This is a genomic window from Actinomadura fibrosa (genome assembly GCF_900659615.1).
In the GTDB taxonomy this organism is placed as follows: domain Bacteria; phylum Actinomycetota; class Actinomycetes; order Streptosporangiales; family Streptosporangiaceae; genus Spirillospora; species Spirillospora fibrosa.
Window position 1 is genome coordinate 1 of the sequence record NZ_CAACUY010000065.1, and the last position, 25,897, is coordinate 25,897.

The following is a 25,897-nucleotide window of genomic DNA, read 5'->3' on the forward strand; positions in this document are numbered from 1 at the left end:
CGATCTTCGGTGGCGGGATGGGCGGGCTGAGCACCGCCCACGAGCTGGCCGAGCGCGGCTTCCAGGTGACGGTCTACGAGCGCAAGGCGTGGGGCGGCAAGTGCCGCAGCATGCCCGTCCCCGGCACCGGAAGCGGAGGCCGCCAGGACCTGCCCGCCGAGCACGGGTTCCGGTTCTTCCCCGGCTTCTACCAGAACCTGCCCGACACCATGTCGCGCATCCCGCTGCCCGGCGGCGGCAAGGCGTTCGACAACCTGGTCGCCGGCGACCAGGTCGCCGCGTTCTTCAACGGCACCAAGTTCACCCTTCCCGCGCGCGGCAGCATCATCGGCACGCTCAGCCCCGACTCGCTGCTGGCCTTCCTCCAGACCGCGGTCAACGTGGTCGGCGCCGTCCCGGCGGTGGAGGTCGGCTACTTCCTGCAGAAGATGATCGCGTTCGTCACCAGCGGGCCCAAGCGCCGCTACCGGCAGTGGGAGAACATGAGCTTCTCCCAGTTCGTGCACGCCGAGAAGATGTCCAAGGCATACAACGAGCTGCTGGTGGAGATGTTCACCGGCACCCTGGTGGCGGCCAAGCCCGACAAGGCCAACGCCCACACCATGGGCCTGATGGCCGAGGCGTGGGTCTACAGCACCCTCGGCCTGGGCGGCTACAAGGCCCCCGACCGGCTGCTGAACGCCCCCACCAACGAGGCGCTCATCGACCCGTGGATCGCCCACCTCAAGTCGCTCGGCGTGACCTTCCAGTCCGACGCCACCCTCACCCGCCTGGACGTCGCCGACAAGCGGATCAGCGGCGCGCAGATCACCGGCCCCACCGGGACCGGCACCGTCACCGCCGACCACTACGTCCTGGCCGTGCCGGTCGAGCGCGCCGTCCCGCTGCTCAACGACCAGATCCTGGCCGTCGACCCCAGCCTCAAATCGCTGCGCGAGCTGACCACCGACTGGATGAACGGCATCATGATCTACCTGCGGCAGCCGATCGACCTGGCCAAGGGCCACGTCGCCTACGCCGGCCAGCCGTGGGCGCTGACCTCCATCAGCCAGGCCCAGTTCTGGAAGAAGAGGTTCGGCACCACCTACGGCAACGGCGAGGTCAACGACTGCCTGTCCATCGACCTGTCGGCCTGGGACAGGCCCGGCATCCTCTACGGCAAGCCCGCCCGCGACTGCACCGCCGAGCAGATCTTCAAGGAGATCGTCGCGCAGATCCGCAAGGCCCTGCCCTGGAACGGGATCGTCCTCCAGGACGCCAACATCCACTCCTACTTCATCGACCCCGCCATCACCGGCAACGGCACCCCCCAGGTCGCCAACGACGAGCCGCTGCTGATCAACCGGCCCAGCTCCTGGAACCACCGGCCCGAGGCCGCCACCGCGCTGCCGAACCTGTTCCTGGCCTCCGACTACGTCCGCGCCGACGTCAACCTGGCCACCATGGAGGGCGCCAATGAGGCCGGCCGCAAGGCCGCCAACGCCATCCTGGACGCCTCCGGCGCCGGCGGCACCCCCGCCAAGCTGTTCAAGCTCTACCAGCCCACCGAGTTCAACGGCTTCTTCGAGGACGACGACCGCCGCTTCGACCGCGGCGAGGCCGCCTTCTTCGACCTGTACGACCCCGCCAAGCCCTGACGGCGCCGTCCCGCCCCCGACCATCGCTCACCCCCTCAAGCCGCCGCCTGCGGACCGGCGTCCGCGCGCCCGAGCGCCGGTCCGCAGGCGGCACGGACGCGCACCGGACGCGCGGCGCGCCTTCCCGCCCGGTCACCGCGCGGGAGGGGGCCGGTAACGCTCGCGGCGGGTCCTGGCGCCGATGACGCGCATCGCGGTCGGCGGCGCCCACCGGTCGACCCGCCGCGGCAGCGGGCGGACCGCGGCGCGGACCAGGACCGCCAGGCGCTCGAAGCGCCGCTGCTCGACCGGCGACCACGCGATGCCGAACCGCTCCCGCATCGGCGGCGGGAGGCAGCCGATCGCGACGAGAGTGCCCAGGGGCCGCAGCACCGGCGAACCGGACGCGGAAGGCGGCGAAGTCCGGCGGGACGGGGCGCACCGTCACCCCGTACCGCCCGTAGCAGGCGACGGTCTCCGGATAGAGGCGCTCGTGGTCGCCTGCCGCCAGCGTCCCGGCGGGGAGGAACAGCTCGGCGGTGCGGAACATGTGCCAGGTGAACGTCGCGTGGGCCCACCAGAACGTCTCCGGATCGAGGGCGTGGAACCGGCGGCCCTCGGTGTCGACGCCCTTGATGCCCAGGTGCAGGTCGCGGATCCGGCGGGCGCGGCGCGGCCTGTCCCGCTGCTCGATGGCCGACATCGCCCGCGAGATGGGGGTGTCGCGCAGCACCGTCTACCGGCAGCTCGGATCGGTGGAGAACGCCGCCTGACTGCTGCTGTCCCGGGACCTGCACGCCTTCTACGGCACCGTCCTGACGAAGGTGCTGCGCGACGAGCCCGACTTCGTCGGCCGCGCCCTCGCCGCGCACCTCGACACCATGTTCGAGCAGGGCCCCGCCGCCCTCGCGCACTGGCTCCTGCGGGTCTTCATGATGCTGACCCTGGCGCCGCCCCCCACCGACCTGGACGAACTCCTGGACGCGATGCTGCTCCCCGTCCTCCCCCTGACCGGATCGAAGCGGCGCGCCCGCGGAAGGACGGCTAGGGGCGGGGGCGTAGGCCGTCCAGGATGATTTGGGCGATGTGCGCTGAGCGTTCGCGGCTCGTCTCCGCGTCGGCGTGGCGGATCGCGGCGAAGGCGCCCGCGACGAGCGCCATCACCTCCTCGACGGTGACGTCGGGACGCACGGCACCGGCGGCGCGGGCGCGTTCGAGCAGGCGCGCGACCTGCTGGGTGAGGCCGGCGGCGACGTCCGGGGCGGCGCTGCGCAGGTCGAACTCGGCGGCCGCCAGCGCGCTCTTCACCGCCGCGTCCTCCGCGCCGGACGCCATCATCGACGACAGCAGCGCGAACAGCGCGGCCGGGTCGCCGGTGCCGGCGAGCGCCTCGCCCTCCGCGATGAGCAGCTCCAGCCGGTCGATCGCGACGGCGAGGTAGAGCGCCTCCTTGGTGGGGAAGTGCCGGTGCACCGTGCCGGGACCGACGCCCGCGCGGCGGGCGATCTCGTCGAGCGCGACACCGAGGCCCTCGGTGGCGAACAGCCGCTGCGCCGTCCGCAGCACCCGTTCGCGGTTGCGGCGCGCGTCGGCCCGCAGTTCCCGCTCGCTCCCGGGAACTGCGGGCGGCTTCGCTGGTGCACGCTCAGGCGGTCGGCTGGACATCCCGCCCTAGCATAACCGGGGCAGCGCCCCGTATGCTGCCGGAAATAACCGGGGCGACGCACCGCTTATGGCCGGGCGGCGCTCACCGGACCGGCGAGCAGGCGAGGGGACCATCACGATGACCACGCGCGAGCAGGCGACCGCTCTGGTGCTGCGGCTCCAGGAGTGCTTCAACACCCGGCGGTTCGACCTGGCCGACGAGCTGTTCACCCCGGACTTCGCCAACCATCCGCTCGGCGCCACCGGCGGCGAGGCGGGCAAGGAGGCCTGGCGCGAGATCGTCGCCCGGTTCCCGGATATGCGCGTCGTCGCCGACGACATCCTGGTCGACGGGGACAAGGTCGCCGTCCGCTCGTCCTTCACGGGCGTCCCGGCTCCGGACGGCGGAGCCGGGCCGACGCTGATCGAGATCTTCCGCGTCGAGGACGGCCGGCTCGCGGAGGCCTGGGGGGTCACCGAGGGCCCGGACCCGCGGCAGTGAGCGTCCGAGCGGCTCGACGCCGCCTCTCGGCTCAGGTCCTCGGCGGCTTCCTGCGGGACTTCGCTGGGGCGCGGTCGCGCTGTTTCCGCAGCGTCAGGGCGACTTCGAGGTTCCTGCGCATCGTCGCGAGGAGCGGGTGGCCCGCGGGCAGGAGCCGCTGGTAGCCCGCCAGCGCGGCGCGATGCTGGGCGACGGCCCGCTTGAGGTCGCCGGCCGTCTGGTAGGCGCCCGCGAGGTTGTTGTGCGAGAGCAGGGTGTCGGGATGGTCGGCGCCGAGCACGCGGCGCCGACCGTTGAGCGTGTCGACATGGAGCTTGATCGCGCGCTTGAGGTCCCCGGCCTCCTGGCAGGCGCCCGCGAGGTCGTGGCGCGATTCCAAGGTGTCGAGGTGGTCTTGGCCGAGAAGCCGTTCGCGGCCGGCGAGCGTCCGCTCGAACAGGACCACTGCCCGTTGCGCGTCTCCTGCGTCCTTGTAGGCGTGGGCCATGTTGTTCCCGCAGGAGAGGGTCAGGGGATCGTCCTCGCCCAACACCCGGACGCAGTCCTCGAAGGCCCGCTCGAACAGGGCGATGGCGCCTCGCGGATCCCCTGCGAGGTGGTGGGCCTGGGCTAGGTTGCTGCGCGCGCCCACAGTGTTCGGATCGTCGTCCCCGCAGGTCCGGGACAGTCCGGCGACAGCGGCCTCGTACACGGACACGGCGCGCTGGGCGTCGCCGCTCGACTTGTAGAAGTGACCGAGGTTGCTTCGGGCGACGAGCGTGTCGATGTGATCGTCGCCTGAGCGCCGGGCGTGCTCGTCGACGACGTGCTCCTGGAGTTGGATCGCCCGCTTGAGATCACCTACCGCCTCGTAGGCATGGGCCAGGCTCACGCGGATGCGCAGAGTCAGCGGATGGTCGACGTCCAGGGCGCGCTCGCAGCCGGCCAAGGCCTCCTCGCCCAAGGCGACGGCCTGCTCCGGATTACCTGCGTTCTCGTAGGCGTACGCCAAGTTGCCCTTGGCCGCCAGCGCGTCCGGGTGGTCTTCGCCGAGGGTGCGGACGTAACCCGCGAGGGTCTCCTCATAGAGGGCGACCGCGCGCTCCAGATCGCCGATCTTCTCGTACACGCTCGCCAGGTTGTTGCCGGAGGACAGCGTGTGGGAGTGGTCCTCGCCGAGGATGCGCCGGCGGTCGGCGAGGTTGCGTTCATGCAGGGGCAGAGCCCGCTCCGGTTGCCCGGCCTCGGCATAGGCCAACGCGAGGTTGTTGCGGGAGATGAGCGTCTGGAAATGGTCCTCGCCCAGGACGCGTTCCCGAGCGGCGAGCGTCTGCTCATGCAGCGGGACGGCCTGCTCCAGATCCCCGAGCTTCTGGTAGGCGTAGGCGAGGTTGTGGCGTGACGACAACGTGTCGGGATGGTCGTCGCCCAGCAGGCGCTCGCAGTCGAGGACGTTCTGCAAGAGGAGAGGCACGGCGCGTTCGGGCTCGCTGGTGTCCCGGTAGGCGAGACCGAGGTCGGTCCGAGCGTGCATCGTGAGGAAGTGGTCCGAGTCGGTCAGGTGCTCGGCGACGTCCAACGACCGTTGCAGATAGGTGATGGCCCGGTTGAGCAGGCCCTGCCCGCGCAGGAAGTTCCCGACCCGCGAGCAGATCACGTAGATCGACAGGTCGCCGCCGGCGTCGACGCGGTCGGTGAGCGCGTCGGCGTGCGGGACGAGCGACCGCAGCGCCGCCCAGACGGCCGGGTCCTCGACGTCCGGCAGGACGGCCGTGCACAGGAGTCCGGCGGCCTCGGCGCGGGCGCGGGCGACGTCGCCGGGCTTCCGGTGCGGGTCGGCCTCGTCGGGCGTCCGCGCCAGTGCCTGGACCAGGCGGTGCACGCTCAGCGTCCGGCCGTCCTCGTCCTGAGTGATCATGTTGTAGGCGGCGAGGCGGGCCACGGCGGCGTGCACCATGACGGGGTCGGCCGGCGCGCGCGCACCGTCCGGGCTCAGTCCTGGATCCAGCAGGGAGCGCGGGATCCGGTCCGGCGCGTACCACGCCAGCACGCGCAGCAGGTGCCCGGCCAAGGGCGTGCTGACCCGCAGGTGGTCGAGGGTGGCGTGCCAGACGCGCGCGATGGTCCGGTCGACGGGCGTGTCCGCCGGGGCCTGGCCGTACGTGGAGGCCGGATAGCGCGCGAGGAGGTCGAGGTAGGCGGCCGGGGTCATGCCCGTCTCCGCGATGAACCCGGCGGCCTGGCGGAGGGCGAGCGGCAGCTGCCCCAGCTCCTCGGCCAGCTCCGCGGCACCGTCGAGCGCGGCGTTCGGCCGGACGCCGGTGACGATCCGCGTCAGCAGATCGACGGCCTGGGCCTGGGTGAGGACGTCCAGCCGCAGTACGTGGCCGGTGAGGCGGTCCCAGCCGGTCGCGGTCCGGGTGGTCACCACGATCCGGCCGGTGCGCACCCGGGCGAGCAGCTGCTCCACGTCCGCCGGATCGACCACGTTGTCCAGGACCAGCAGCCAGCCGCGGTGAGCGGCCAGCCAGCCGAGGGCGTGCTCGGCGAGCACCTCCAGGGACCGGTCGGCGAGTGACTCGTCGAGTGCGGCACCGAGCGCGGCGAGGCCCTGGGTCACGTGCGCCGGGGTGTCGGCCGTGATCCACCAGGTCGCCGCGTGCTCGTCCAGGCGGGCGGCGGCCCAGTGGGCGGCGAGGGCCGACTTGCCGATGCCGCCGAGCCCGTGCACGGTCCCGACCCGCTGCTGAACGACCAGCGTCCCCGTCCCGCCCGCCGAAGACGGGCCGGTGAGCGCGTCGTCCAGGGCTTCCAGCTCGCGTTCCCGGCCGACGAACGACCGCCCGGCCTGGACGGGCAGATAGACCGGGCCCCGTAACGCCTCGGCGTTCTTCTGGGCCTTGACGGCACGGCGGCGGGCCGCGAGCCAGGCGTCCGGGTCTTCCCCGCACGCCTTCGCGAACGCCTTGAGCGTCCCCGGCTGCGGGATGCCGGTGGACCCGTTCAGAATGGCCTGCACGGTGGCCGTGCCCAGGCTGCTCGCTTCGGCGAAGTCATGCCGCGACAAGCCACGGTCGTCGTAGAGCTGCCGCAGGGCTTTGAGCAACTCCTCGCGGTCTTGAATGTCCTCAGGGTCGCTGCGTCGTGCCACTCCGCCCCCGTTCGCTTCCCCCGGCCTGTTCGGTTTCGCCCCGGCCTGTTCGGTTTCCAGCACACCGCACCGCCGCCCATCAGCGCAGCAGAACCAGAACACCGAACCGTCTCGAATCCGAACGGGGCGCGGCGCGATCGTGGCCTCACCCGCCGGACGCCCCGTCCGGCGAAGGAGGAAGGGAATCCGATGAGCACGACCGAGCCGAACGACCGGCGTCCGCGGCGGCGCGCGGCCATCCGCACGACCCGGCGGCGGCTGGCGCAGGCCGCGCTGTTCGCCGCCGTCCGCGGACTGGCCGGCGCCCTGGGCGCCGCCGCGGGCCCCTTCGTCGCCTGGTGGCTCACACACCACTGATCCCGTCACCGGACCGCTTGGGCTCCCGGACGTCCCCCGGGAGCCCAAGTTTGATCTACAAAGTAAAGGCACCGTCCATGAAAGACGCGATCAGAGGGTCCTCGGGTCGACGGCGGCGGCCATGGCCCGGTAGCCGGCGTCGTTGGGGTGCAGGTGGTCGCCGCTGTCGTACGCGGCGCGGATGCGGTTGCGGCCGGGGTCCGCGGGGTCGGCGACGGCCCGGTCGAAGTCGACCACCGCGTCGTATTCGCCGCTCGTGCGGATCCAGCGGTTGACCTGCGCGCGGAGCCGCTCGCCCGCGGCGGTGTAGTGCGGGAAGCCCTCGTACGGGGTGAGGGTCGCGCCGATCATCCTGATGCCCCGGGCGTGGCCGTCTCGGATCAGTCTCCGGTGGCCGTCGATGATCTGCCGCGCGGTGACCGTCGGCCGCGGGTTGTAGCAGCCGGAGCCGTCGTAGTCGTTGGAGAGGATGTCGTTGATGCCGAGGAGGACGATCGCGGTCCGGGGCCTGGGTTGTTGCAGGACGTCCCGCCGGAACCGGGTGACGGCCGCGTCGCCGAAGCAGGGTGAGCCGTTCAGGAGGCGGTTGCCGCCGATGCCGGTGTTGAGCACGCTCGCCGGGCGGCGCGCGGCGGCGAGCCGTTCGGTGAGCTCGTCGGGGTAGCGGTCGTCGGCGTCCGTGGACGAGCCCACGCCGTCGGTGATCGAGTCACCGAAGGCCACGACGGTGCCGCGTCCCGGTTCGCCGTGCACGTCGATCCCCGTGAGGAAGTACGACGATGTGCTCGTGTCGGACGGGTCGAACGCGCCGCCGGTGTCGTACCGCTGGTCGCCGGAGGCGCGGTAGGCGGTCGCGGTCGCGAACATGTGGAAGGTGGCCGGGCCGGTCGGTTCGGCGAAGTACAGCGTCACCGTCAGCCGTTCCAGCGGGGAGACGGGGAATCGCAGTTCGTCGCTGGCGGTCTGCCGGCCCGCGGGGATGACGCCGGACGGAGAGCCGTGGAAGGTGAGCGTCCGGATGCTGCCGGGGCGTACGGAGGCGCGGTCGCCGGTCCTGGCGATCGTCGCGCCGGTCAGGCGCAGCGGTCCGGTTCCGTAGGCGTTGGACAGCCTGATGCGCAGGTGGGAACCGCCGATTCCGGCGCGGACGATCTGGCGGACGGACTGGCCGGTGAATCCGGCGACGGACCAGTTGGGTCCGAAAGGGCCCGCGGTGGGGTGCTGGGGGGCCGTCGCCCACGCTCCCGTCCAGCCGTGCCCGGTCGTCGAGGCGATGGACGCGGGGCTGGGTGGTGCGAACACGAGCGCCAACGTCGTGGCGCCAGCTAACGCGAACGCGTACGTCCTGGACGTGGAGCGCCGTTTCCTGAGCCGGGGAAACGGGTGCTTCGGAGGACGTGACGCGCGTCGCGTGTGCAGGGCGGGGGATCGGGAGGGAACCGGTGTCGGTGAGGTCATGTCCGCCAGGCTGACACCATGGCCGGCGATCGTCGATGGGTCTCAACGTCTGGTGCGTGGGGAAGCCCTCGCCGGCGTCCAGGCCGCTCCGAACGCCCGCGACGGCGGCTGTCGGGCTGGTACGGCTGATGACCAGAGCTTGGCATGCTGATGGGCATCGCCGTCCCCGTCACGGTTAGGAAGCAAGCAGGAAAGGGGCAGAGGTCGCAAACGGGAGCATTGTGCGCCCTTCGCAGTGCGGCTTGCGGCGCGTTCCCGCACCGGCGCAGGGTCGGGCGCGGGCGTGCACCGTGACGCGTCGACGGACAGGGGGCGACGATGCCGGTTCTGTGTGAGCCCGCCGTTGAGGTGCCCGAACACGTGGTGACGCTTGAGGACACGCTGGCGCTGGCGGAGCGCCTGCACGGCGCGCATCCGCAGCGGGAGCTGGTCCTGCGGCTGATCCGCAACACCGGGGTGCGGACCAGGCACATCGTCCTGCCGCTGGAGGAGACGCTGCGGCAGCCCGGTTTCGAGCAGCGCAACGCCATCTACGGCCGGGAGGCGAGGCGGCGGGTGCCGTCGGTGGTCGAGGGGGCCCTGCGCAAGGCCGGTCTGCGGCCGGCCGACATCGACGCCATCGTGTGGGTGTCGTGCACCGGCTTCACGATGCCGTCGCCGACGGCCTGGCTGATCAACACGATGGGGTTCCGGTTCGACACCCGCCAGCTGCCGATCGCGCAGCTGGGCTGCGCGGCCGGCGCGGCGGCGATCAACCGGGCGCACGACTTCTGCCGGGCGCATCCGGGGAGCAGCGCGCTGATCGTGGCGTGCGAGTTCTGCTCGCTGTGCTACCAGCCGGACGACCACGACGTGGGCTCGCTGCTGTCGGACGGGCTGTTCGGCGACGCGGTCGCCGCCGCCGTCGTCCGCGGCGAGGGCGGTACCGGCGTCGAGCTGGAGGAGGACGCGGCCTACCTGATCCCCGGCACCGAGGAGTGGATCTCCTACGCGGTGAAGTCGACCGGTTTCCACTTCCGGCTCGACCGGCGCGTGCCCGGCACCATGGAGCCGCTGGCGCCGGTGCTGGACCGGGTCGCCGGCGGGCACGGATGGGACGCCGCCGACCTGGACGTCTACATCATCCACGCGGGCGGTCCGCGCATCCTGAACGATTTGGCCCGGTTCCTGGCCATCGACCCCGGCACCTTCCGGCACAGCCGGGCCACCCTGACCGACTACGGCAACATCGCCAGCGCCGTCGTCCTGGACGGGCTGCGCAGGGTGTTCGCCGACGGCGGCGCCCGGTCCGGGGCCCGCACGATGATCGCCGGGTTCGGTCCCGGCATCACGGCCGAGATCACCTTGGGCACGTGGACCGCACCGGCCGGGGAGGGGCCGTGACGAGGGGGTGCGGCGGCGGATGAGCATGACGTTCCTCGCCCAGCGCGATCAGCAGGAGCGGCTGGAGTGGCTGGACGGCGGGGTGCTGTCCCTGCTGCTGGACGGTGCCGCCACCGACGGGCAGCTCATGGTGGGGCGCTTCGCGGTGCGGCGGGGTGAGGCGCCGCCGTACCACGTGCACACCCGGGAGGACGAGGTCTTCCTGCTGATCGAGGGGACGGCGCTGCTGTGGTCCGACGGGCGGCGGAGTGAGCTGTCGGCCGGCGGTGTCGCGTTCCTGCCGCGCGGCGTCCCGCACGGTTACCGCATCACCTCGCCGACCGCGGACCTGCTGATGATCTGCACGCCGAGCGGCATCGAGGGCATGTTCCGCGAGGTCGGCCGGGATGTGTCCGCGCCGCGTCCGCCGGGGTGGCGGGTCGACCTGGACCGGTTGGCCGAGGCCGCCGCCGAGCGGGGCAACACCATTCTCGGCCCGCCGCGCTAAGCGTTAGGGCGGCGGTGTCTTGAAGAGGGTGATCTGGTGGGTGTCGTAGGCGGCGCGCATCCGCGCGATGGCCTCCCGGTGCTCGGACGGAGGGCGGGTGGTCAGGATCTCCGCCATCGCCTCCAGGTAGGACTCCAGGGCGCCCACGGGTGAGGCGATCGTCAGGAGCCTCGCGGGCGCGCGGGTCGTGTTGCGGAAGGCGTGCGGGCAGCCGCGCGGGATGATCGCGCAGGTCCCGGCCTCGGCCCGGACCGGCCGTCGGCCGTCGGCGCTCTCCCACTCGTCCCAGCCGTCGGCGGTGCGCCGGGTCGGCTCGAAGGCGAACAGCTCCAGTTCTCCGTCGAGCACGTAGAAGCACTCGTCGGTGCCGTTGTGCAGGTGGGCGCCGACGTCCAGGCCGGGGGCGATCAGGTTCTCCACGATCGAGGCGTGATGGGCCTCGGGTCCGGTGACCAGGAACGTCGCCTGGAAGGTGGGCGTGCTGACGCTCCGTCCTTCCCCGGGCAGGATGATCCGTCCGGTGCTCATCGCGCGTCCTCGCCCGCGTCGTCCTCCGGCATACGTTCGTACCTACCAGTCGGTGGGGACGGCGAAACCCGGGTGCTGCGCCGTCCGCCGCGCCTGCCCGGGGTTCGGTCGGCCTTGCGGCGGAAGGCCGCGCGGTAGTCGCCGGGGCGCCGGCCGGTGTGTTTGGCGAAGAGCGCGGCGAAGGTGCCGGGGTCCCGGTAGCCGACGGTGGCGGCGACGGCGGCGATGGTCAGGTCCGTGGTCTCCAGGAGATGGCGGGCGCGGCGGACGCGCGCGGACTGGAGGTAGCCGAGCGGGCTCTGCCCGGTTTCGGCGGAGAAGCGCCGGAGCAGCGTCCTGGCGCTGACGTTGGAGGCCGCCGCCAGGGCGGTGAGGTCGTAGCGGGCGGTGAGGTCCTGGTCGAGGCGGCGCATGACCCGGTGGGAGAACGCGTTCCCGGGCCGCGGCAGCAGCCGGGCGTCCACGTAGGGGGACTGGGAGGACCGCGCGTCGTCGAGGAGGGCGATCCGCGCCGTGGTGCGCGCGACGCCCGCGCCGCTGTGCCGGCGGATCATCTCCAGCGCCAGGTCGTACATGGCGCTGAAGGCCGCCGTCGTCGTGACCCCCCGGTCGGTGACGACGAGGTGCTCGGGCCGGACGTCGGCGCCGGGGCAGCGCCGGGCGAGCTCGTCCGCCATGAGCCAGGCCGTCGTGGCGCGGCGGCCGTCGAGCAGCCCCGCTTCGGCGAGGAGGAACGCGCCGACGCAGATCGACACGACGGCGTTGCCCGTGTCCGCGTGCGCCCGGATCGCCGCGGTCTCCAGGGCGAGCGCCGCGAGCCTGGCCTCCACGTCCGGCCCGGACACCAGCTCGAACCCGGGCACCACCAGGACGTCCACCTCGCGCAACGGTGCGACGGCCAGTTCCTGCCCGCCGGACGCGACGACCCTGCGCCGGGGCGAGACGACCGAGACCCGGTATCCGGCGTGCTCGGGCCCGGCGATGTGCGCGGCCATCGTCAGCAGGTCGGGGACCCCGAACACCTCGGACGCGAAGCAGCCCGGATAGGCCAGCACCCCGATCCGCAACGCGCTCACGATTGGCGAGATTACCCCCGTATATGGCGATCTCGCCCATCGTGCTCCGCCGGGCCGATCGTCCACCCTGACGGTCATGAACCCTGCGGAGCACCCCGGTGACGACGACCTCGGCGACTTCACCCGCCGGCTGGTGGACGTGGACGGAACGGTGAAGCCGGTCTACGTCGCCGGGTCCGGCCCGGCCGTCGTCCTGATGCCGGAGATGCCGGGCATCAGCCCCGACGTCCTGCGCCTGGCCCGGTGGATCCGGGACGCGGGCTTCACCGTCCACGTTCCCTCCCTCTTCGGCGCGGACGGTGCCTACCCCGCGACCGAGGCGGGCCGGGAGGTGATCCGCCGGGCCTGCGTCAGCGCCGAGTTCCGCGCGTTCGCCGGAGGCGGCACCAGCCCCGTGACCGCCTGGCTGCGCGGCCTGGCCCGCCGGGCGCACGCCGAGTGCGGCGGGCCGGGCGTCGGCGCCGTCGGGCTGTGCTTCACCGGCAACTTCGCCCTGACGATGACGCTGGAGCCGTCCGTGATCGCGCCGGTCCTCAACCACCCGTCCCTTCCGCTGGACGACCCGGCCGGGCTCGAACTCGGCGGTGAGGACGCCCGCGCCGTCCGCGACCGCGTCGTCCGGGACGGCCTGCGCGTGCTCGCCTACCGCTTCGACAACGACCGCTGGTGCACCGGGCGGCGCTTCGCCGCCTACCGCCGGCTCCTCGGCGACGCCTTCGACGGCCGCGTCCTCGACGGCGCCACCGCCAACCCCGAGCCGCCCCCGTTCTTCCGCGACATGGTCGGGACGCCGCACAGCGTCGTCACCGCCCACCTGGTGAACGAGGAAGGCCATCCGACCCTGCGGGCCCGCGACGAGATCCTCGCCTTCCTGGCGGACCGGCTGGCGACCGCGTCCAGGCCGTGATCCCGGCCTGCCTCATGACCTGAACGGGTGTCGGGGCGCTGCGGGCTTGACCTGCTGTGGGGGCGTGGGGGCGTGGGGGCGGGAGCATTGAACAGTCGCGCCCGCACGCGCGTACCTGTGGGTGGGATCGGCGGCGTCGGACAGGTGCGGGCGGCGCCGGTCTCGTGGGTGAGGAGGCGACGGTCCGTGCGGCTCGAAGCCGGGTGAAGGGTGCCGCACGGTCCGTCGCGTCGCGCCGCGGGCACGCTGCCCGTGACGCCGCTGACGCTAGACCGTGCGGTGCGCTGACGGGGGTCCTTAACCTTCCGTTAGACCTCGACTGAGCGGGAGCTAAGCCACAGATTCCGTCCGATCGCGTTGAACCGCCACGGCGGTCGCTCCCGTACCACTGGACTGAAGCCGGGTGATCCTTCCTCACACCCACCAAAAAAAGGGGGAGCGCCGCATGCGAGACGCACGGCGAACGCGATCTGCCCTGCGCACCCGTCCCACCCTGCGCACCGCCGCCCTGGCCGCCGGAAGCGGCCTGGTCCTGGCCGCCCTGCCCGTGTCCGGGACGGCGGCCTCGGCATCGGCCTCGGCGTCGGCCGCGCAGACGGTCACCTGCCCGTCCGTGGCGGACCGGCTGCCCGCCGTCCCGGCGCGCGCGCAGGCGGAGGTGGACCGGAACCTGGCCCTCCTCGACACCCAGATCAAGGAGGCGAACGCGCGGCTCGTCTCGTCGGCGGGGGAGGGCGGGCCGAACTTCGTCCAGAACGCGATCCTCGGGCCGCTGCGGGACAAGCGCGTCGCCACCCTCAACCGCATCGCGACGGCCATCGGACGGCAGGGCACCCGCCCGGAGGGCCTGGACGCCCTCGCCGCCTGCACCGTCTCCGGGACGCCCGGCTCGGCCAGCGGAACCCCGTCCCCGACCGGAACGGCCCAGCCCGGAACGGCCCAGCCCGGCACCGGGCAGCCGGGCAACGGGCAGGCGGGCGGGGACGCGCGGCGGCACCCCGCACCGGAGGACTTCATCGACATCCGCAAGGTGCCGCGGGCCCCGAAGGCCGCGCGGCCCGCCCGCGGCGCGTCCCGGGGAACGTTCACCTCCCAGTGCGGCCGCAACCAGAACGGGCACCGCAACCCCGACAACTTCATCGTCGCGCCCGGCGTCCAGAACGGCGCCCACCACACCCACGACTACGTCGGCAACCTCACCACCGACGGGTTCTCCGACGACGAGAGCCTCGCGCGCGGCGGGACGACCTGCCGGCGCGGCGACAAGTCCGCCTACTTCTGGCCCGTGCTGCGGCTGCGGAGCGCGAAGGACGCCGCGCAGAACGACCAGAGCGCCGCCGACCTCAACATCGGCCGCATCGTGACGCCCACGACGGTGTCGCTCCAGTTCCGCGGGAACGCGGCCGGCAAGGTGACGGCGATGCCCCGGTTCCTGCGGATCATCACCGGCGACGCCAAGTCCGCGACCAACGGCGCCGCCAACGCGCGGGCCGCGTGGACCTGCACCGGGTTCACCGACCGCGTGACCGCGGCCAAGTACCCGATCTGCCCGCGCGGCAGCCGCGTCGCCCGGGTCCTGGACTTCCCGAGCTGCTGGGACGGGCGCAACACCGACAGCGCCAACCACCGCACCCACGTCGTGTTCCCCGCCGCGTCGGGGGCCTGCCCGTCCGGGACGCGGCCGGTCCCGCAGCTCCGCATGACGCTGACCTACGCGCTCAACGTCGGCAGGACCCAGATCGCGCAGGGACGCGTCTACGCCCTGGACAGCTTCCCCGAGCAGCTGCACAACCCGGTCACCGACCACGCCGACTTCGAGAACGTCATGCCGGGCGGGCTGATGCGGCGCGCCGTCCAGTGCATCAACCGGGGCCGCCGCTGCTGAACCCGCGGGCGGCGCGCCCGTTCAGAGGGCGGCGACGGCGTCCCGGAAGGCGCCGAGCAGGAAGCCGATCTCCGGTTCGTCCCACACGGCGGGCGGGCAGAGCCGGACGACGGTGTCCGCGCCGAGCGGCGGCGAGGTGATCACGTTCCGGTCGAGCAGGGCGGCGGTGAGCGCGGCGGCCCGGTCGGGCGCCGCCAGCTCGACGCCGATGAGCAGGCCCCGTCCGCGGACCTCGCGGACGGGGCCGCCCGGCGGCGCTGCGGCGCGCAGCCCGGCCAGCAGCCGCGCGCCGGTGGCCTCGGCGCGGGCGAGCAGGCCGTCCCGCTCGATCGCGCCGATGGTCGCGGTCACCGCGGCCATGGCGAGCGGCGCGCCGCCGAATGTCGAGCTGTGCAGCCGGTGGCTGCGGTCGATCGGCCGGAACGCGCGGTCCGTGCCGATGACCGCGCTGACCGGCACGCAGCCGCCGCCCAGCGACTTGCCCGCGAGGAGGACGTCGGGGACGACGCCCTCCCGGTCGCAGCCCCACCAGGTGCCGCCGAGGCGTCCCAGGCCCGTCTGGATCTCGTCCACGACGAGGAAGGCGTCGTGGCGGCGGCACTCCTCGGCGACCGCGGCGAGGTAGCCGTCCGGGGGGACGCGGACGCCGCCCTCGCCCTGCACCGGCTCCACGATCACGCACGCCCGGCCCGGCGTCCCGGCGAGCTCGGCGCCGAGCGCGGCCGCGTCGCCGTAGGGGACGGTGCTCACGTCGGGCAGCAGCGGACGGAACGGGCGCTGGAAGGCCGGGCGGTCGGTGACGCTCAGCGCCCCGAGCGTCTTGCCGTGGAAGCCGCCCGACATCGCGACGACCCGGCGCCGCCCGGCGGCGCGCGCCAGCTTGAGCGCCGTCTCGACCGCCTCGGCGCCGGAGCAGGCGAAGTACACGTGGTCCAGGCCGGGCGGGGCGATGCCGGCCAGCCGGGCGGACGCCGCGGCCAGCTCCGCCGACAGCAGCGTCCGGGTGGCCAGGGGATGGCGGTCGAGCTGCGCGTGCACGGCCGCCACCACCGCCGGGTGCCGGTGGCCGAGCAGGAACACCCCGTACCCGCCGCAGTCGAGCAGGGCGCGGCCCCGGTCGTCGTGCACCCAGGCGCCCTCCGAACGGGTCTCCACCGGCAGGCCCGACCGGGCCGCCATGGCGCTGACGTGCCGTTCGTAGAGCTTGACGACCTCGTCCCGCCCGCCGCTCATGCCGGGCCCTTCACGCCGACGGCCGCGTAGCAGCTCAGGGAACCGGCCCGGCCGCCCAGGCGCGCGCTGAGCGGGGACGGCGCGGGACGCCAGTCCGGCAGGTCCACCACGCCCGGCGGAACCAGCGTGAAGTCGCCGAACAGCGCGGTGACCTCGTCTCTCGTCCGCATCGTCATGTGGCCGTAGGCGCCGGCGTAGACGTCGCTGAGCGAGGCGGCACCGTCGGCGGCACCGTCGGTGGCGCCGGTCCCGTCGGCGGTGCCGTGCGTGATCGCCAGCAGGCTGCCGGGCGCGAGCCGGTCCCGGTACTCCGCGAGCGCCGCCCCGACCAGGTCCGGGTCGACGAAGTGCAGCACGTTGACGAGCAGGAGCGCGACCGGCCGGTCGAGGTCCAGCAGCGACGCGACCTCCGGCAGCGCGAGGACCTTCCCGGGCTCGGTGAGGTCGCCGCGCACCGACGCGCAGCCGGGCGTGCCCGCCAGCAGCTCGGCGCCGCGCTCGACCGCCACCGGGTCGGTGTCGGCGTAGACGACCCGCACGGACGGGTCGGTCCGCCGGGCCACCTCGTGCACCGCGCCGCGGGCGGGGATGCCGGAGCCGATGTCGAGGATCTGGTCGACGCCGCGCCCGACGGCGTACCGCACGGCCCGCTTGATGAACTTGCGGTTCTCCCAGAGGGTGAGCCTGATGCCGGGCGCCGCGGCCACCGCCGCGTGCGCGACCGCCCGGTCGGCGGCGGTGTGGCGGGTGCCGCCGAGCAGGTAGTCGTACATCCGCGCGATGCTGGGGCGCTCCACGTCGGCCTCGTCCGGCGCCCATCCCGGACGCGGGACGGCGACGGCGACGGCGTCACGGGCCGCCGGGGGCGTCCGGTCCGCCAGGGCGCGGACCGTCAGCGCCGCGATGTGCGCGTGCCCGCGCGCCGACATGTGCAGCAGGTCGGAGCTGTAGAGGTCGCGGTCGCCGGCGGCGGCGTGGTCCCACAGGTCGACGTAGAGCGCGCCGTGCCGGCGCGCCACCTCCAGGACGAGCGCGTTCAGGTCGGCCAGCCGGGGCCGGATCCGAGCCAGCTCCGGGACGCCCTTGGCGATGTCCATCAACCCGTACAGGAACACCGTCGCACCGGCGCCGGTGAGCGCCTTCACCTGCGCGTCGACGTCGTCGTGGACCGAACCGGGATCGAAGGAGGGGGCGAGGACGTCGTTGCCGCCGCAGACGAGGGCGGCGAGGTCGGGCCGGAAGTCCAGCGCCCGGTCGAGCTGCGTGGCGCGGACCTGCCGGGCCGTCAGGCCGCGGCGTCCGAGGTTGAGGTACGCGACGCCGGGATCGATCCGCCGCAGCACCCCGTGCAGCCGGTCCGCCCAGCTCACGGGCGCGTATCCCGGCGTCGCCTCCAGGACCCCCGCGGCGAGGGAGTCGCCGAGGACGGCGAACCGCCGCCAGGTCGTGTCACCGAGGAGCGCCGCCGCCTCCTCGTCCGGCAGGACGTGCGGGTCGGCGCGTTCGGCGGCCCGTTCGACGAGCTGGCTCATGTGTCGCCTTTCGCTAGGGTGACGGTCGCCGCGCGGCCGGGGGCGGGGACCGCGCGGCGGGGCCTCATCGGGGATCGGCACAGGCCGCCTCCAGGGCCGCCGCCGCGGCGGCCGCGTCGCCGCCGAACCGCTCGCTCAGCGCGGCCAGCCAGCGTTCGAGGCCGAAGGCGGCGCAGCCGGTGAACGCGGGCGTGCCGTCGGCGAGCACGATCCGGCACCGCTCGCCGAAGAAGTTGCGGTGGAAGTTCACCGACGCGATCGCCAGCTCGCCGCCGAACAGGAACTCCTTCTTGACCGGGAAGAGCCTCTGCATGAGGCCGCGCGCACCGTCCGGGGCGAAGAAGGGGTCGGTGGCGTCGGCGACCTCCACCGGCAGGCCGAGCCGCGCGGTGAAGCCCAGGATCCGCGCCCGGAACGCGGCGAGGTGGTCCAGGACGTCGTCGCGGGTGCCGGCGCAGACGACCTCCCGCATCCGGAACCCGAGCAGCCGGCGCAGCCCCTCGTACCGCTCCTCGCGGCGGAAGCAGGTCGCGACCGCGGTGATCCGCAGCGGCGGCTCGTCCAGGACCCGGTCGCGCAGGTCCAGGTAGACGCCGTAGCAGGTGGCGGACGGCAGCGCCAGCGCGGCCGGGGCGAGGAGATCGGGCGGGACCGCCCCGGCGGAGGCCGCGGGCCCGGCCGCGCCCCCGTCCAGCCGGGCCGGGTCCAGCGGCGCCGCCAGGGAGACCAGGTGCGGGAAGTTGTCGAAGTAGTCCAGCTCCGCCAGGTCCGCCACCGGCACCAGCGGCGGGTACGTCGCCGGGACGGCGCCCGCCGCCTCGCCCCACGACGCGAACTCCCGGTCGAGGCGGGCGATGAGCCGGGTGGAGTCCGGGCCGAACGTGGCGCGGCCGTCGGCGCCGGCCCGCGCGTCGAACCAGGTGCGCGGAGCCGCGGCGCGGACGTCCGCCGGTGTGCCCGCCGGTGTGCCGGTCACCGGAAGAACCGTTCCCTGATCCGCCTGATCGTGCGGAAGTCCTCGCGGGAGACGGCGTCGATGGAGATCTCCTGGCCGGTGTGCTCCTCCAGCAGGTACAGGAACTCCACGAAGCCGAGGGAGTCGAGCACCCGGTTCTCGATCAGGTCGAAGTCGGGGTCGAGGTCGCCGTACTCGGGCTTGCGCGACCTCAGGTGGCGCAGGACGAACTCCAGCCCGTCCGGGACGGGCTCGGCGCCGTCGGGGGCGGCGACGGGATCCGATGCGGGCATGCTCGCCTCACTCCTTCGCGGACTCGGGCAGGCCGGTGCGGAAGATCCCGGCGTTCACCATGAACGACTCCGTGCGGCGCAGCACCCGCCGCGCGTAGCCGGCGTGCGCGGGCGAGGCGAGCACCCGCCGGCGCACCGCGTAGGGCTCGGGGATCCCGGCGTCCCGGTAGGCGCCCGGCTCGCACAGGGAGGCGACGGAACCGCGCATGTAGCCCTTCAGGTAGTCCTCCAGCGCCGCCAGCTCTCCGTCGCCGAGGCGCTCGCGCAGGTCGGCGTGCAGCATGGCGACGATCTGCCGGCCGAACGCGATGTGCCGCGACTCGTCCTGGTGGTGCACCTCGTTGACCTTGCGGATCGTCGGGTGCAGCCGGTCGTCGCCGGCCATCCGCTGGTTGAAGACGTCGACCAGCTCCTCGAAGACCAGCAGCCGGGCGAACACCAGGAAGTGGTCGGCCCCGGCGATGCCCGGCCCGGCCAGGCGCAGCGACCGCGGGGGGTAGATCTTGCCGCCGTACCTGCGGCAGAAGGCGGCGAAGAACCACATGTGCTCGTTCTCCTCGCCGATGATGTGGTGGAAGTACTCGGACGGGACGTCGAAGTCCGCGGTGTGGATGCGGGCGACGATCTCGTGCAGCAGCTCCCGGATGCCGTGCACGTTCAGGCTGTAGAAGTTGATGCTCTGCCACTTGCTGAGCGCCCGGCGCCGGGGCTCGGGCAGCTCGTCCCAGACGTCGGTGCCGTGCTCGGCCATCAGCTCCGGGGTCATCCAGTACGCGTCGTCCGGCAGCGAGTCCGGCCAGTCGAAGAGCCGGTACGGGTTGTAGTAGTCGCGCTCGGACATCTCGACCAGGCGGCCGAGCACGTCCTGGAAGCGGCGGTCGCCGCGGAGCCGTTCGGCGACCTCGGTCGTGGTCATCGTGCGTCGCTCCTTCGGATGACGGTGCTGACGGCCGCCGGCGCGGCGGCCCCGGCGCGGACGTGCAGGGCCTCCGGCTCGCCCGCCGGGATCGCGGCGGGCAGCAGCCGGTTCAGCCGGGAGCCGAGGCAGGCCCGGCCCAGCTCGGGATGCGGGTCGCCGGCGTACCGCGACAGCCGCTCGAAGACGGGGTCGATCTGCTTGACGAGCCCGTCGTCGTCGACGACCTCGACCCACGAGTGCGACAGGTCGAGCATCCCGAGGATCCAGCCGCCGCGGGACTCGGCCTCGTACCCGGCCGCGCGGAACTCCTTCTCCAGATGGACGCTCGCGGTCACGCACGGCGCGAACCCCGCGGCGAGGATCGGCTCGGTGTCGTACTGGCACGGCTTGGGCAGCTTCGCCCACCGGTAGCCCGCCCCCAGGAAGTCGGAGACGATCCTCCTGAGCGCCGGGGAGCGCAGCTCCTGGAGCGTCCCGGCGGTCCGCATCCGCCCGGCGAACCGGATCGGGCCCGGTCCCGCGAACTCGAACCGGCCCGGCGTGATCCGCACGGCCGCGCTGCTCTCCCAGGTCTCGACCATCCCGCCGGTCAGCTCGGGCAGGAACCGGGTGTGCGACCACCGCGAGTCCGCGGCGGCGTCCGCGGCCCGCATCTCGACGGCGAAGTCCCACGCGAGCGGCGCGGTCCAGGCGGCGGGGCCGTCGCGCATCCAGCGCAGCGCGAACCGCAGGGCCCGCTCCGGCGCGGACGCCCCCGTCCCGGCGTTGAGCGCGAGGTTGATCAGGTCGTGCCGGTCGAACAGCGGCCCGTCCGGTCCCTCGGCGCGCGGCAGCCCGGCGGCGACCAGCTCGGCCAGGACGTCCGGCCCGCAGCGCAGGACGGCCAGCGCCTCGGCGGTGTCCAGCCGGGGGTCGCGGTAGGGCTCCGGGACGGCGTACAGCAGCCCGAGCGACCTCAGCCAGGGGCCGGCGTTCACGTGCCGTACTCGGGTTCCGACACCGCCTTGGCGATGAGGGCCTCGATGTCGCCGACCGTGGCCAGGTCGACGGTCCGCGCCTCGTCGATCTCCTGGAGGTCGAACTCGACCTCCAGCGCGAGCGCGAGCTCCAGGACGGCGACCGAGTCGAACCCCAGGTCCTCGACCAGCCGGTCGGCCGGGCCCACCCGGCGGGCGCCGGCCGGAACCAGGTCGCCGACCAGGTCGCGGACCCGCCTGGCGATGTCTTCGCGGGACATATGAACTCCTAACGTGCTGATTCCGGTCATGCTGGGTCCGGCGGCGCGGCGGCGAGCACCGCCACCGGATGGGGGGCCTTCCAGATGTCCTCGTACTCCGCCAGGGCCGCGGCGCGGCCCTCGCCCCAGGCGGCGGCGACCTGAGCCCGCCGGTCCTGGAGGCCGATCAGGCGGAGCTGGCGGAGGGCGCGCTCCTCCGCGGCGTCCCACTGGGCGCGGGTCAGCCGCGCGCGCTGGAGCAGCGCGGACCCGATGACCGGCGCGACCGCGCGCCGGCCGGGGTTCACCAGGACCCGCGCCATCAGCCGGCAGCCCTGCACGTACGTGTCGGCGACGAGCCCGGCGAGGCCCCGGTCCACGGCGTCCCGGGTGACGGCCAGGCCGTAGGTGAAGTGCCGGGACTCGTCGCGGACGACGTTGTCGAGACCCTCGCCCAGCGCGGCCATGCCGGACCTGCGCGCCAGCCGCCGGGTGCCGTGCAGCGCCGCCGCGGCCAGCACCCCCTCGGTGAGCAGGTGGTAGTCGATGACCGCGACGTGCCAGGCGGCACGGTCGCCGCCGCTGTCCTCGACCGCCCGGACACTCGCCCGCAGCCGCGGCTCGAAGAGCCGGCCGTAGGCCGACTCCTCCTCGTCCCGCTCCCGCGCCGCGTCGTCCCGCCCGGCGGCGTGGCGGAGGTAGTCCTGGAAGAACTGCGCGTGCCGGGCCTCGTCGGCGACCTGCGTGCTGAGGAACGTCCGGTCGGCGTCGCCGGGAGCATGGGTGACCAGCGTGCTCAGCGTCCTGGTGACGGCCACCTCGCCGACCTCAAGCTCGCTGAGCGCCTCCATGAGCGCGCCGCGGGCGAACGGGCGCAGCGCCTCCCAGACGGGACGGTCCCGGGCGACACGGGTCTCCGCGATGCTCCACTGCTGCCGCTCCCACCGGTCGTACAGCGCCCGCGGCGTCGGCAGGCGCCTGGCGCGGCCATCCGAGACGGGATCGAGGATGTGCACCACCCGGGTGCCGTCGCCGCTCACCGCACCGCTCCATCCACACGCCCCGAACCCGCACCGTCCGGATCCACACCGTCGCTCCCCCTATCTCTCCCGGCCACGCCGTCGCCCCCCACACGATTCGGCCCCGCGTTGGTCGGGGTCGTGTCGGCCGGGCCCATGTCGGCCGGGCCCATGTCGGCCGGGCCCGTGTCGGCCGGGTCTGCGTCGCTCGGGTCCATTTCGCTCGGCCCCGCGCCGGTCAGGGGCGCGCCGGTCAGGGTCGCGTTGGCCGGGGTTGGGTTGGCCGGGGTCGTGCCGGTCGGGGTCGCGTCAGGCGGGTCTGCGTCGCTCGGGTCCACTTCGCTCGGGTCCGCGTTGGTTGGGGTCGCGCCGGTCAAGGTTGCGTTGGTTGGGGTCGGGTTGGTTGGGGTCGGGTTGGTTGGGGGCTTGTTCAGTGAGGCCGTGTCTAGCGAGGCTGTGTTGGGCGGGGGTGTTTGGGCGTGGGTTCTCGGGGCGGGGGACGTGAGGTCGGTGGGGGCGGGGCCGTGGACGGTGGTCCAGGTGCCGGCCGCGGAGCCGGTGAGGGCCGTCCAGAGAACCCGGCGGCGTGGTTTGCCGCTGGAGGTGCGCTGGATGGTTCCGCGCCGTCCGATCACGACCGACACGCCGATCCCGGGCGCCAGCCCGGCGCGCAGCGTGGCGAGCGCCTCCTCCAGCCAGGGCTCGGACCGGGAGCCCTCCACCAGGAGGATCGCGTGCCCGCCGGTGCCGGTCTGCCCGAGGAGCACGACGAACCGGCCGGGGCGCAGGCCCGCCACCGCGTCGAGCCGGGCCTCCAGGTCCTCGGCGAAGACCGTCGCGCCGCGCACCTTGAGGCTGTCGCCGATCCTGCCGACGACGTGCACGTGGCCGTCCCAGCGGAACCCGGCGTCGCCGGTCCGCAGCGTGCCGGAGCCGAACTCCGCCAGCGTCCCGTCCGGGAGCACGTAGCCGTCGGCCAGCGACGCCCCCCGGACGGCGATCTCGCCGAGGTGCCCGTCGGGCAGGGCCGCGCCGCCGGCGTCGACGATCTCGACGGTGAGGTCGCCGACCGGGGCCCCGCAGCCGACGATGAGGTCGCCGCCGGCCGCCGGGACGGGCTCGCCGAGCGTGCCCGCGCGCTCGGCGCCGACCCGGCGGCCGGTGGCCAGGTCGCCGGGGGAGTAGCGCACCACCGGCGTTCCGGAGCCGGGCCGCGACCCGGCGACGGCCAGCGTCGACTCGGCCAGCCCGTACGCGCCGATCAGCGCGGTGCCGTCGAAGCCGTAGGGGCGGACGAGCGTCGCGAAGGCGGCGAGCGCGGCGGGGTCGATGCGCTCGGCGCCGCAGATCGCGACCCGCCAGCCGGAGAAGTCGCTGCCCGCCAGCTCCTCCGGCCGGACCCGCCGGGCGCAGTGGGCGTAGCCGAAGGTCGGCGCGGTGGTGATGGTGGCGCCGTGCCGGCCGAAGCAGTCCAGCCAGCGGCGCGGCGAGCGGACGAACTGCTCCGGCGTCATGATCCACAGATCGGTGCCGGTGCTCACCGGGAACACCATCCCGCCGACGAGTCCCATGTCGTGGAAGAGCGGGAGCCAGCTGGCGAACACGTCGTCCGGCCGCCACTCCAGCCAGTCGCGGATGGCCCGGACGTTCGCCGACAGGGCGCCCCAGCTCACCCGCACGCCCCGGGGAGTGCCGCTGGAGCCGGACGTGAACTGGAGGAGCGCCATGTCCTCGGGATCGCGGGCTCCGGGAAGGCGCGGCACGAGAGCGGACCGGCCCGTCCCGGACGCCTCGGCGAGCGCTTCAGCGGGCGCGGCGACGAACGCGGCCTTGCCGCCCGCGCCGCGCACCGCGTCCCGGGCGAGTTCGGCGTTCTCCTCCTGGACGACGACGACCGCAGGCTCGGCCACCGCGAGGACACCTTCCAGGTGCGCGGCGTAGGTGTCCCGCCGGCGGAACGAGGCGAGCGGCGCGACCGGCGACGGCGTGAGGCCCGCCGCGAGCGCCGCCATGAACGCGACCACGAAGCATCTGCCCCTGGTCAGCATGAGGGAGACGACGGCGCCCGGTTCCGGGCCCGTCTCCAGCAGGACCGCCGCGAAGCGCCGCACCTCGGCGGCAAGCTCCGGGTACGGGGTGTAGGACCAGGCGTCGCCGGCCTCGGCGATGTGGAGGCCGGTGTCGGGGCGCGGATCGTCCAGCCATGCGAGAAGGGATTCCACGGTTCCAGCTCCACTGGTCGGCGGCAGTGTCGGGTGCGGGGGAACGCGGAAAAGCAGAAGAGCGAGGGAGAGTCGTCCGGACGGAGTCGTCCTGCGGCGGCGGGGAGCGCCACGGCTCCGACCAGGTCGGTCCAGATCGGTTCTGCCGACAGTAAGAGCCGCCGGGACGCGATCACAATGGACCGCCCCGGCGACTCTGGGTATTCACTATGTTGCTTTGTGTGATGAGATGGACGTCGTCCGGCGGGGTTCCGCCGCCTCGCGCCGGGCGGCGGAACCCCGGTCAGCGCAGCCGGACCGGGAGCTCCGCCAGTCCGCGGAGCACCAGCCGGTCCTTGTAGCGGAGGCCGTCCGGGCCGGTGGCCAGCGCGAGGGCGGGGGCGCGCCCGGCCAGCCGCTTCAGCGCCGCCTCCGCCTCCAGCCGGGCCAGCGGCGCGCCCAGGCAGAAGTGGATGCCGAGCCCGAACGCCAGGTGGCGGCGGGCGTCGCGGCCGAGGTCCAGCCGGTCCGGGTCCGCGAACACCGCGGGGTCGCGGTTGGCGGCGCCGAGCATCAGCATGACGAGCTCGCCCTCGGCGACGGCGGTCCCGCCGACGTCGGCGGGCTCCAGGGCGACGCGCACCGTCGACTGAACGGGCGCGTCGTAGCGCAGCAGCTCGTCGAGCGCCGTGCCCACCGTGACGGCGCCCTCGCGGAGCGCGGCCAGCTCGGCGGGATGGCGCAGCAGCGCGAGCACGGCGTTGCCGATCAGGCTGATCGTGGTCTCGTGGCCCGCGACGATCAGCAGGACGCAGGTGGACAGCAGCTCGTCCTCCGACAGCGCGTCGCCGCTCTCCTCCACGGCCAGCAGCGCGCTGATCAGGTCGTCGCCGGGATCGGCCCGGCGGCGCGCGAACAGGTCGAGCAGGTACGCGCAGAACTCCGCCCGCGACCGCTCCCGCCGCCGGATCCGCTCCGGCGGCTGGAGGAAGTCGGGGTCGAGCCCGGCGGCCAGGTCGTCGACCCAGCCGCGGAACCGCGGCCAGTCCCCGGCCGGCACGCCCAGCAGCTCGCTGATCACCGTCACCGGCAGCGGGTAGGCGAGCGCCTCCACGAGGTCGACCTCGCCCTTCTCCATGGCCGCGTCCAGCAGCTCGTCGACCAGGTCGGCCACCCGCGGTCGCAGGCGCTCGACCATGCGCGGCGTGAACGCCTTGCCGACGAGCCCCCGCAGGCGGGTGTGGTCCGGCGGGTCCATCACCAGGAACGAGCGCCGGGACCGGTTCACCGTCCGGTCCTCGTCCCGCATCACCGCCGCGTCCCCGCCCCGGCCGAAGCGGGGGTCGCGCAGGACGGCGGCGCACGCCCGGTTCGAGGTGACCACGAGGGGGCCGCCCTCGCCGCGGGTGGCGGGCCCGGCTTCGGCGAGCCGCCGGTAGTGCCGGTACGGGTCGGCGAGGAAGTCCGGGTCGTAGGGGTCGAAGCCGAGCGTCGCGGTCGGGCCGGACGCGGTGCCCGTGCCGTCGGCCGTCTCTGTCATCGTGTCGTCTCCAGGG

At 73.9% G+C, this 25,897-nt stretch carries 25 protein-coding genes and 1 pseudogene; 9 read left to right on the forward strand and 17 right to left on the reverse strand.

Annotation, left to right across the window (positions count from 1 at the left end; genetic code table 11):
* A partial coding sequence (locus tag E1300_RS22260) for a hydroxysqualene dehydroxylase (RefSeq protein WP_131758974.1) occupies window positions 1–1,637 on the forward strand: 1,637 nt, incomplete at its 5' end.
* A 132-nt stretch (window positions 1,638–1,769) separates the two neighbouring features.
* Here the strand turns inward: E1300_RS22260 and E1300_RS50200 are convergent.
* Both E1300_RS50200 and E1300_RS54005 read right to left on the reverse strand, forming a co-directional pair.
* Complete coding sequence (locus E1300_RS50200) at window positions 1,770–2,009, reverse strand: oxygenase MpaB family protein (protein ID WP_165502930.1); 240 nt, start codon at window positions 2,007–2,009, stop codon at window positions 1,770–1,772.
* Window positions 1,912–2,274 (reverse strand): annotated as a pseudogene (locus tag E1300_RS54005) (oxygenase MpaB family protein); the annotation flags it as partial. The pseudogene E1300_RS54005 and the gene E1300_RS50200, both read right to left, overlap by 98 nt.
* Here E1300_RS54005 and E1300_RS50205 point away from each other — a divergent pair.
* Both E1300_RS50205 and E1300_RS22275 read left to right on the forward strand, forming a co-directional pair.
* Window positions 2,174–2,389 carry a TetR family transcriptional regulator gene (locus E1300_RS50205; RefSeq protein WP_165502931.1) on the forward strand — a complete coding sequence of 72 codons (216 nt, stop codon included), beginning with the start codon at window positions 2,174–2,176 and terminating at the stop codon, window positions 2,387–2,389. The pseudogene E1300_RS54005 and the gene E1300_RS50205 sit on opposite strands and share 101 nt — an antisense overlap.
* A 51-nt stretch (window positions 2,390–2,440) precedes the next feature.
* The gene (locus E1300_RS22275; protein WP_131758977.1) at window positions 2,441–2,692 is read left to right on the forward strand and encodes a hypothetical protein; all 252 of its coding nucleotides are present in this window, start codon (window positions 2,441–2,443) and stop codon (window positions 2,690–2,692) included.
* Here the strand turns inward: E1300_RS22275 and E1300_RS22280 are convergent.
* Window positions 2,661–3,281, reverse strand: a complete 621-nt coding sequence (locus tag E1300_RS22280) for a TetR/AcrR family transcriptional regulator (protein WP_131758978.1) — start codon at window positions 3,279–3,281, stop codon at window positions 2,661–2,663. The genes E1300_RS22275 and E1300_RS22280 overlap by 32 nt on opposite strands.
* A gap of 118 nt (window positions 3,282–3,399) precedes the next feature.
* Here E1300_RS22280 and E1300_RS22285 point away from each other — a divergent pair, with 118 nt between their 5' ends.
* Window positions 3,400–3,762 (forward strand): ester cyclase, encoded by a 363-nt coding sequence (locus E1300_RS22285; protein ID WP_131758979.1) that lies wholly within the window; start codon window positions 3,400–3,402, stop codon window positions 3,760–3,762.
* Window positions 3,763–3,793: 31 nt separating this feature from the next.
* On the opposite strand, the gene fxsT is transcribed toward E1300_RS22285, so the two are convergent.
* Entirely contained in the window at window positions 3,794–6,892 is a 3,099-nt protein-coding gene (fxsT, locus tag E1300_RS22290) for an FxSxx-COOH system tetratricopeptide repeat protein (protein WP_165502932.1), read from the reverse strand.
* Between the two features lie 189 nt (window positions 6,893–7,081).
* Here fxsT and E1300_RS50210 point away from each other — a divergent pair, with 189 nt between their 5' ends.
* The gene (locus E1300_RS50210; RefSeq protein ID WP_165502933.1) at window positions 7,082–7,249 is read left to right on the forward strand and encodes a hypothetical protein; all 168 of its coding nucleotides are present in this window, start codon (window positions 7,082–7,084) and stop codon (window positions 7,247–7,249) included.
* A 90-nt stretch (window positions 7,250–7,339) separates the two neighbouring features.
* On the opposite strand, the gene E1300_RS22295 is transcribed toward E1300_RS50210, so the two are convergent.
* Window positions 7,340–8,551 carry an SGNH/GDSL hydrolase family protein gene (locus E1300_RS22295; RefSeq protein ID WP_242619319.1) on the reverse strand — a complete coding sequence of 404 codons (1,212 nt, stop codon included), beginning with the start codon at window positions 8,549–8,551 and terminating at the stop codon, window positions 7,340–7,342.
* Window positions 8,552–9,067: 516 nt separating this feature from the next.
* Between E1300_RS22295 and E1300_RS22300 the strand changes: the two genes are divergently transcribed.
* Together E1300_RS22300 and E1300_RS22305 are read left to right on the forward strand one after the other, a co-directional pair.
* Complete coding sequence (locus E1300_RS22300) at window positions 9,068–10,090, forward strand: type III polyketide synthase (protein ID WP_278045375.1); 1,023 nt, start codon at window positions 9,068–9,070, stop codon at window positions 10,088–10,090.
* Window positions 10,091–10,109: 19 nt separating this feature from the next.
* A complete protein-coding gene (locus E1300_RS22305; RefSeq protein WP_131758983.1) occupies window positions 10,110–10,577 on the forward strand; it encodes a cupin domain-containing protein in 468 nt (155 codons plus the stop codon).
* Between the two features lie 3 nt (window positions 10,578–10,580).
* Here the strand turns inward: E1300_RS22305 and E1300_RS22310 are convergent, their stop codons facing one another.
* Together E1300_RS22310 and E1300_RS22315 are read right to left on the reverse strand one after the other, a co-directional pair.
* Window positions 10,581–11,105 carry a cupin domain-containing protein gene (locus E1300_RS22310; RefSeq protein ID WP_131758984.1) on the reverse strand — a complete coding sequence of 175 codons (525 nt, stop codon included), beginning with the start codon at window positions 11,103–11,105 and terminating at the stop codon, window positions 10,581–10,583.
* Window positions 11,102–12,181, reverse strand: coding sequence for a GlxA family transcriptional regulator (locus tag E1300_RS22315; RefSeq protein WP_242619320.1), 1,080 nt, complete (start codon window positions 12,179–12,181; stop codon window positions 11,102–11,104). Before E1300_RS22315 ends, E1300_RS22310 begins: the two co-directional genes overlap by 4 nt.
* A 76-nt stretch (window positions 12,182–12,257) precedes the next feature.
* Between E1300_RS22315 and E1300_RS22320 the strand changes: the two genes are divergently transcribed.
* Together E1300_RS22320 and E1300_RS22325 are read left to right on the forward strand one after the other, a co-directional pair.
* Window positions 12,258–13,088 carry a dienelactone hydrolase family protein gene (locus E1300_RS22320; RefSeq protein WP_131758985.1) on the forward strand — a complete coding sequence of 277 codons (831 nt, stop codon included), beginning with the start codon at window positions 12,258–12,260 and terminating at the stop codon, window positions 13,086–13,088.
* 445 nt (window positions 13,089–13,533) lie between these two features.
* Entirely contained in the window at window positions 13,534–14,973 is a 1,440-nt protein-coding gene (locus tag E1300_RS22325) for a DUF1996 domain-containing protein (protein ID WP_131758986.1), read from the forward strand.
* 21 nt (window positions 14,974–14,994) lie between these two features.
* Here the strand turns inward: E1300_RS22325 and E1300_RS22330 are convergent, their stop codons facing one another.
* The 10 genes from E1300_RS22330 to E1300_RS22375 form a co-directional block, all read right to left on the reverse strand.
* Window positions 14,995–16,206, reverse strand: coding sequence for an aspartate aminotransferase family protein (locus tag E1300_RS22330; RefSeq protein WP_131758987.1), 1,212 nt, complete (start codon window positions 16,204–16,206; stop codon window positions 14,995–14,997).
* Complete coding sequence (locus E1300_RS51665; protein ID WP_207399893.1) at window positions 16,203–17,738, reverse strand: SAM-dependent methyltransferase; 1,536 nt, start codon at window positions 17,736–17,738, stop codon at window positions 16,203–16,205. Before E1300_RS51665 ends, E1300_RS22330 begins: the two co-directional genes overlap by 4 nt.
* Window positions 17,739–17,802: 64 nt before the next feature.
* Window positions 17,803–18,714 (reverse strand): aminoacyl--tRNA ligase-related protein, encoded by a 912-nt coding sequence (locus E1300_RS22340; RefSeq protein WP_242619321.1) that lies wholly within the window; start codon window positions 18,712–18,714, stop codon window positions 17,803–17,805.
* A complete protein-coding gene (locus E1300_RS22345) occupies window positions 18,711–18,986 on the reverse strand; it encodes an acyl carrier protein (RefSeq protein WP_207399894.1) in 276 nt (91 codons plus the stop codon). The genes E1300_RS22340 and E1300_RS22345 overlap by 4 nt, the downstream gene beginning before the upstream one ends.
* Window positions 18,987–18,993: 7 nt before the next feature.
* A complete protein-coding gene (locus E1300_RS22350; RefSeq protein WP_131758988.1) occupies window positions 18,994–19,902 on the reverse strand; it encodes a diiron oxygenase in 909 nt (302 codons plus the stop codon).
* The gene (locus E1300_RS22355; protein WP_131758989.1) at window positions 19,899–20,882 is read right to left on the reverse strand and encodes a hypothetical protein; all 984 of its coding nucleotides are present in this window, start codon (window positions 20,880–20,882) and stop codon (window positions 19,899–19,901) included. The genes E1300_RS22350 and E1300_RS22355 overlap by 4 nt, the downstream gene beginning before the upstream one ends.
* A complete protein-coding gene (locus E1300_RS22360; protein WP_165502934.1) occupies window positions 20,879–21,142 on the reverse strand; it encodes an acyl carrier protein in 264 nt (87 codons plus the stop codon). Before E1300_RS22360 ends, E1300_RS22355 begins: the two co-directional genes overlap by 4 nt.
* 26 nt (window positions 21,143–21,168) lie before the next feature.
* Complete coding sequence (locus tag E1300_RS22365; RefSeq protein ID WP_131758991.1) at window positions 21,169–22,161, reverse strand: ribonucleotide-diphosphate reductase subunit beta; 993 nt, start codon at window positions 22,159–22,161, stop codon at window positions 21,169–21,171.
* On the reverse strand, window positions 22,158–24,362 hold the full coding sequence (locus E1300_RS22370) for an AMP-binding protein (protein WP_131758992.1): 2,205 nt from the start codon (window positions 24,360–24,362) through the stop codon (window positions 22,158–22,160). The genes E1300_RS22365 and E1300_RS22370 overlap by 4 nt, the downstream gene beginning before the upstream one ends.
* A 283-nt stretch (window positions 24,363–24,645) precedes the next feature.
* Window positions 24,646–25,881: a cytochrome P450 gene (locus E1300_RS22375; RefSeq protein ID WP_131758993.1), complete on the reverse strand. Its 1,236-nt coding sequence runs from the start codon at window positions 25,879–25,881 to the stop codon at window positions 24,646–24,648.
* Window positions 25,882–25,897 lie beyond the last annotated feature (16 nt).

Bases quoted from the DNA above. Each gene is read 5' to 3' on its own strand.
- E1300_RS22330 (WP_131758987.1), bottom strand. From the start codon at position 16,206: ATGAGCGGCGGGCGGGACGAGGTCGTCAAGCTCTACGAACGGCACGTC.
- E1300_RS22310 (WP_131758984.1), bottom strand. From the start codon at position 11,105: ATGAGCACCGGACGGATCATCCTGCCCGGGGAAGGACGGAGCGTCAGC.
- E1300_RS50210 (WP_165502933.1), top strand. From the start codon at position 7,082: ATGAGCACGACCGAGCCGAACGACCGGCGTCCGCGGCGGCGCGCGGCC.
- E1300_RS22360 (WP_165502934.1), bottom strand. From the start codon at position 21,142: ATGTCCCGCGAAGACATCGCCAGGCGGGTCCGCGACCTGGTCGGCGAC.
- E1300_RS22345 (WP_207399894.1), bottom strand. From the start codon at position 18,986: ATGCCCGCATCGGATCCCGTCGCCGCCCCCGACGGCGCCGAGCCCGTC.
- E1300_RS22375 (WP_131758993.1), bottom strand. From the start codon at position 25,881: ATGACAGAGACGGCCGACGGCACGGGCACCGCGTCCGGCCCGACCGCG.
- E1300_RS22285 (WP_131758979.1), top strand. From the start codon at position 3,400: ATGACCACGCGCGAGCAGGCGACCGCTCTGGTGCTGCGGCTCCAGGAG.
- E1300_RS22350 (WP_131758988.1), bottom strand. From the start codon at position 19,902: ATGACCACGACCGAGGTCGCCGAACGGCTCCGCGGCGACCGCCGCTTC.
- E1300_RS22325 (WP_131758986.1), top strand. From the start codon at position 13,534: ATGCGAGACGCACGGCGAACGCGATCTGCCCTGCGCACCCGTCCCACC.
- E1300_RS51665 (WP_207399893.1), bottom strand. From the start codon at position 17,738: ATGAGCCAGCTCGTCGAACGGGCCGCCGAACGCGCCGACCCGCACGTC.
- E1300_RS22280 (WP_131758978.1), bottom strand. From the start codon at position 3,281: ATGTCCAGCCGACCGCCTGAGCGTGCACCAGCGAAGCCGCCCGCAGTT.
- E1300_RS22320 (WP_131758985.1), top strand. From the start codon at position 12,258: ATGAACCCTGCGGAGCACCCCGGTGACGACGACCTCGGCGACTTCACC.
- E1300_RS22305 (WP_131758983.1), top strand. From the start codon at position 10,110: ATGAGCATGACGTTCCTCGCCCAGCGCGATCAGCAGGAGCGGCTGGAG.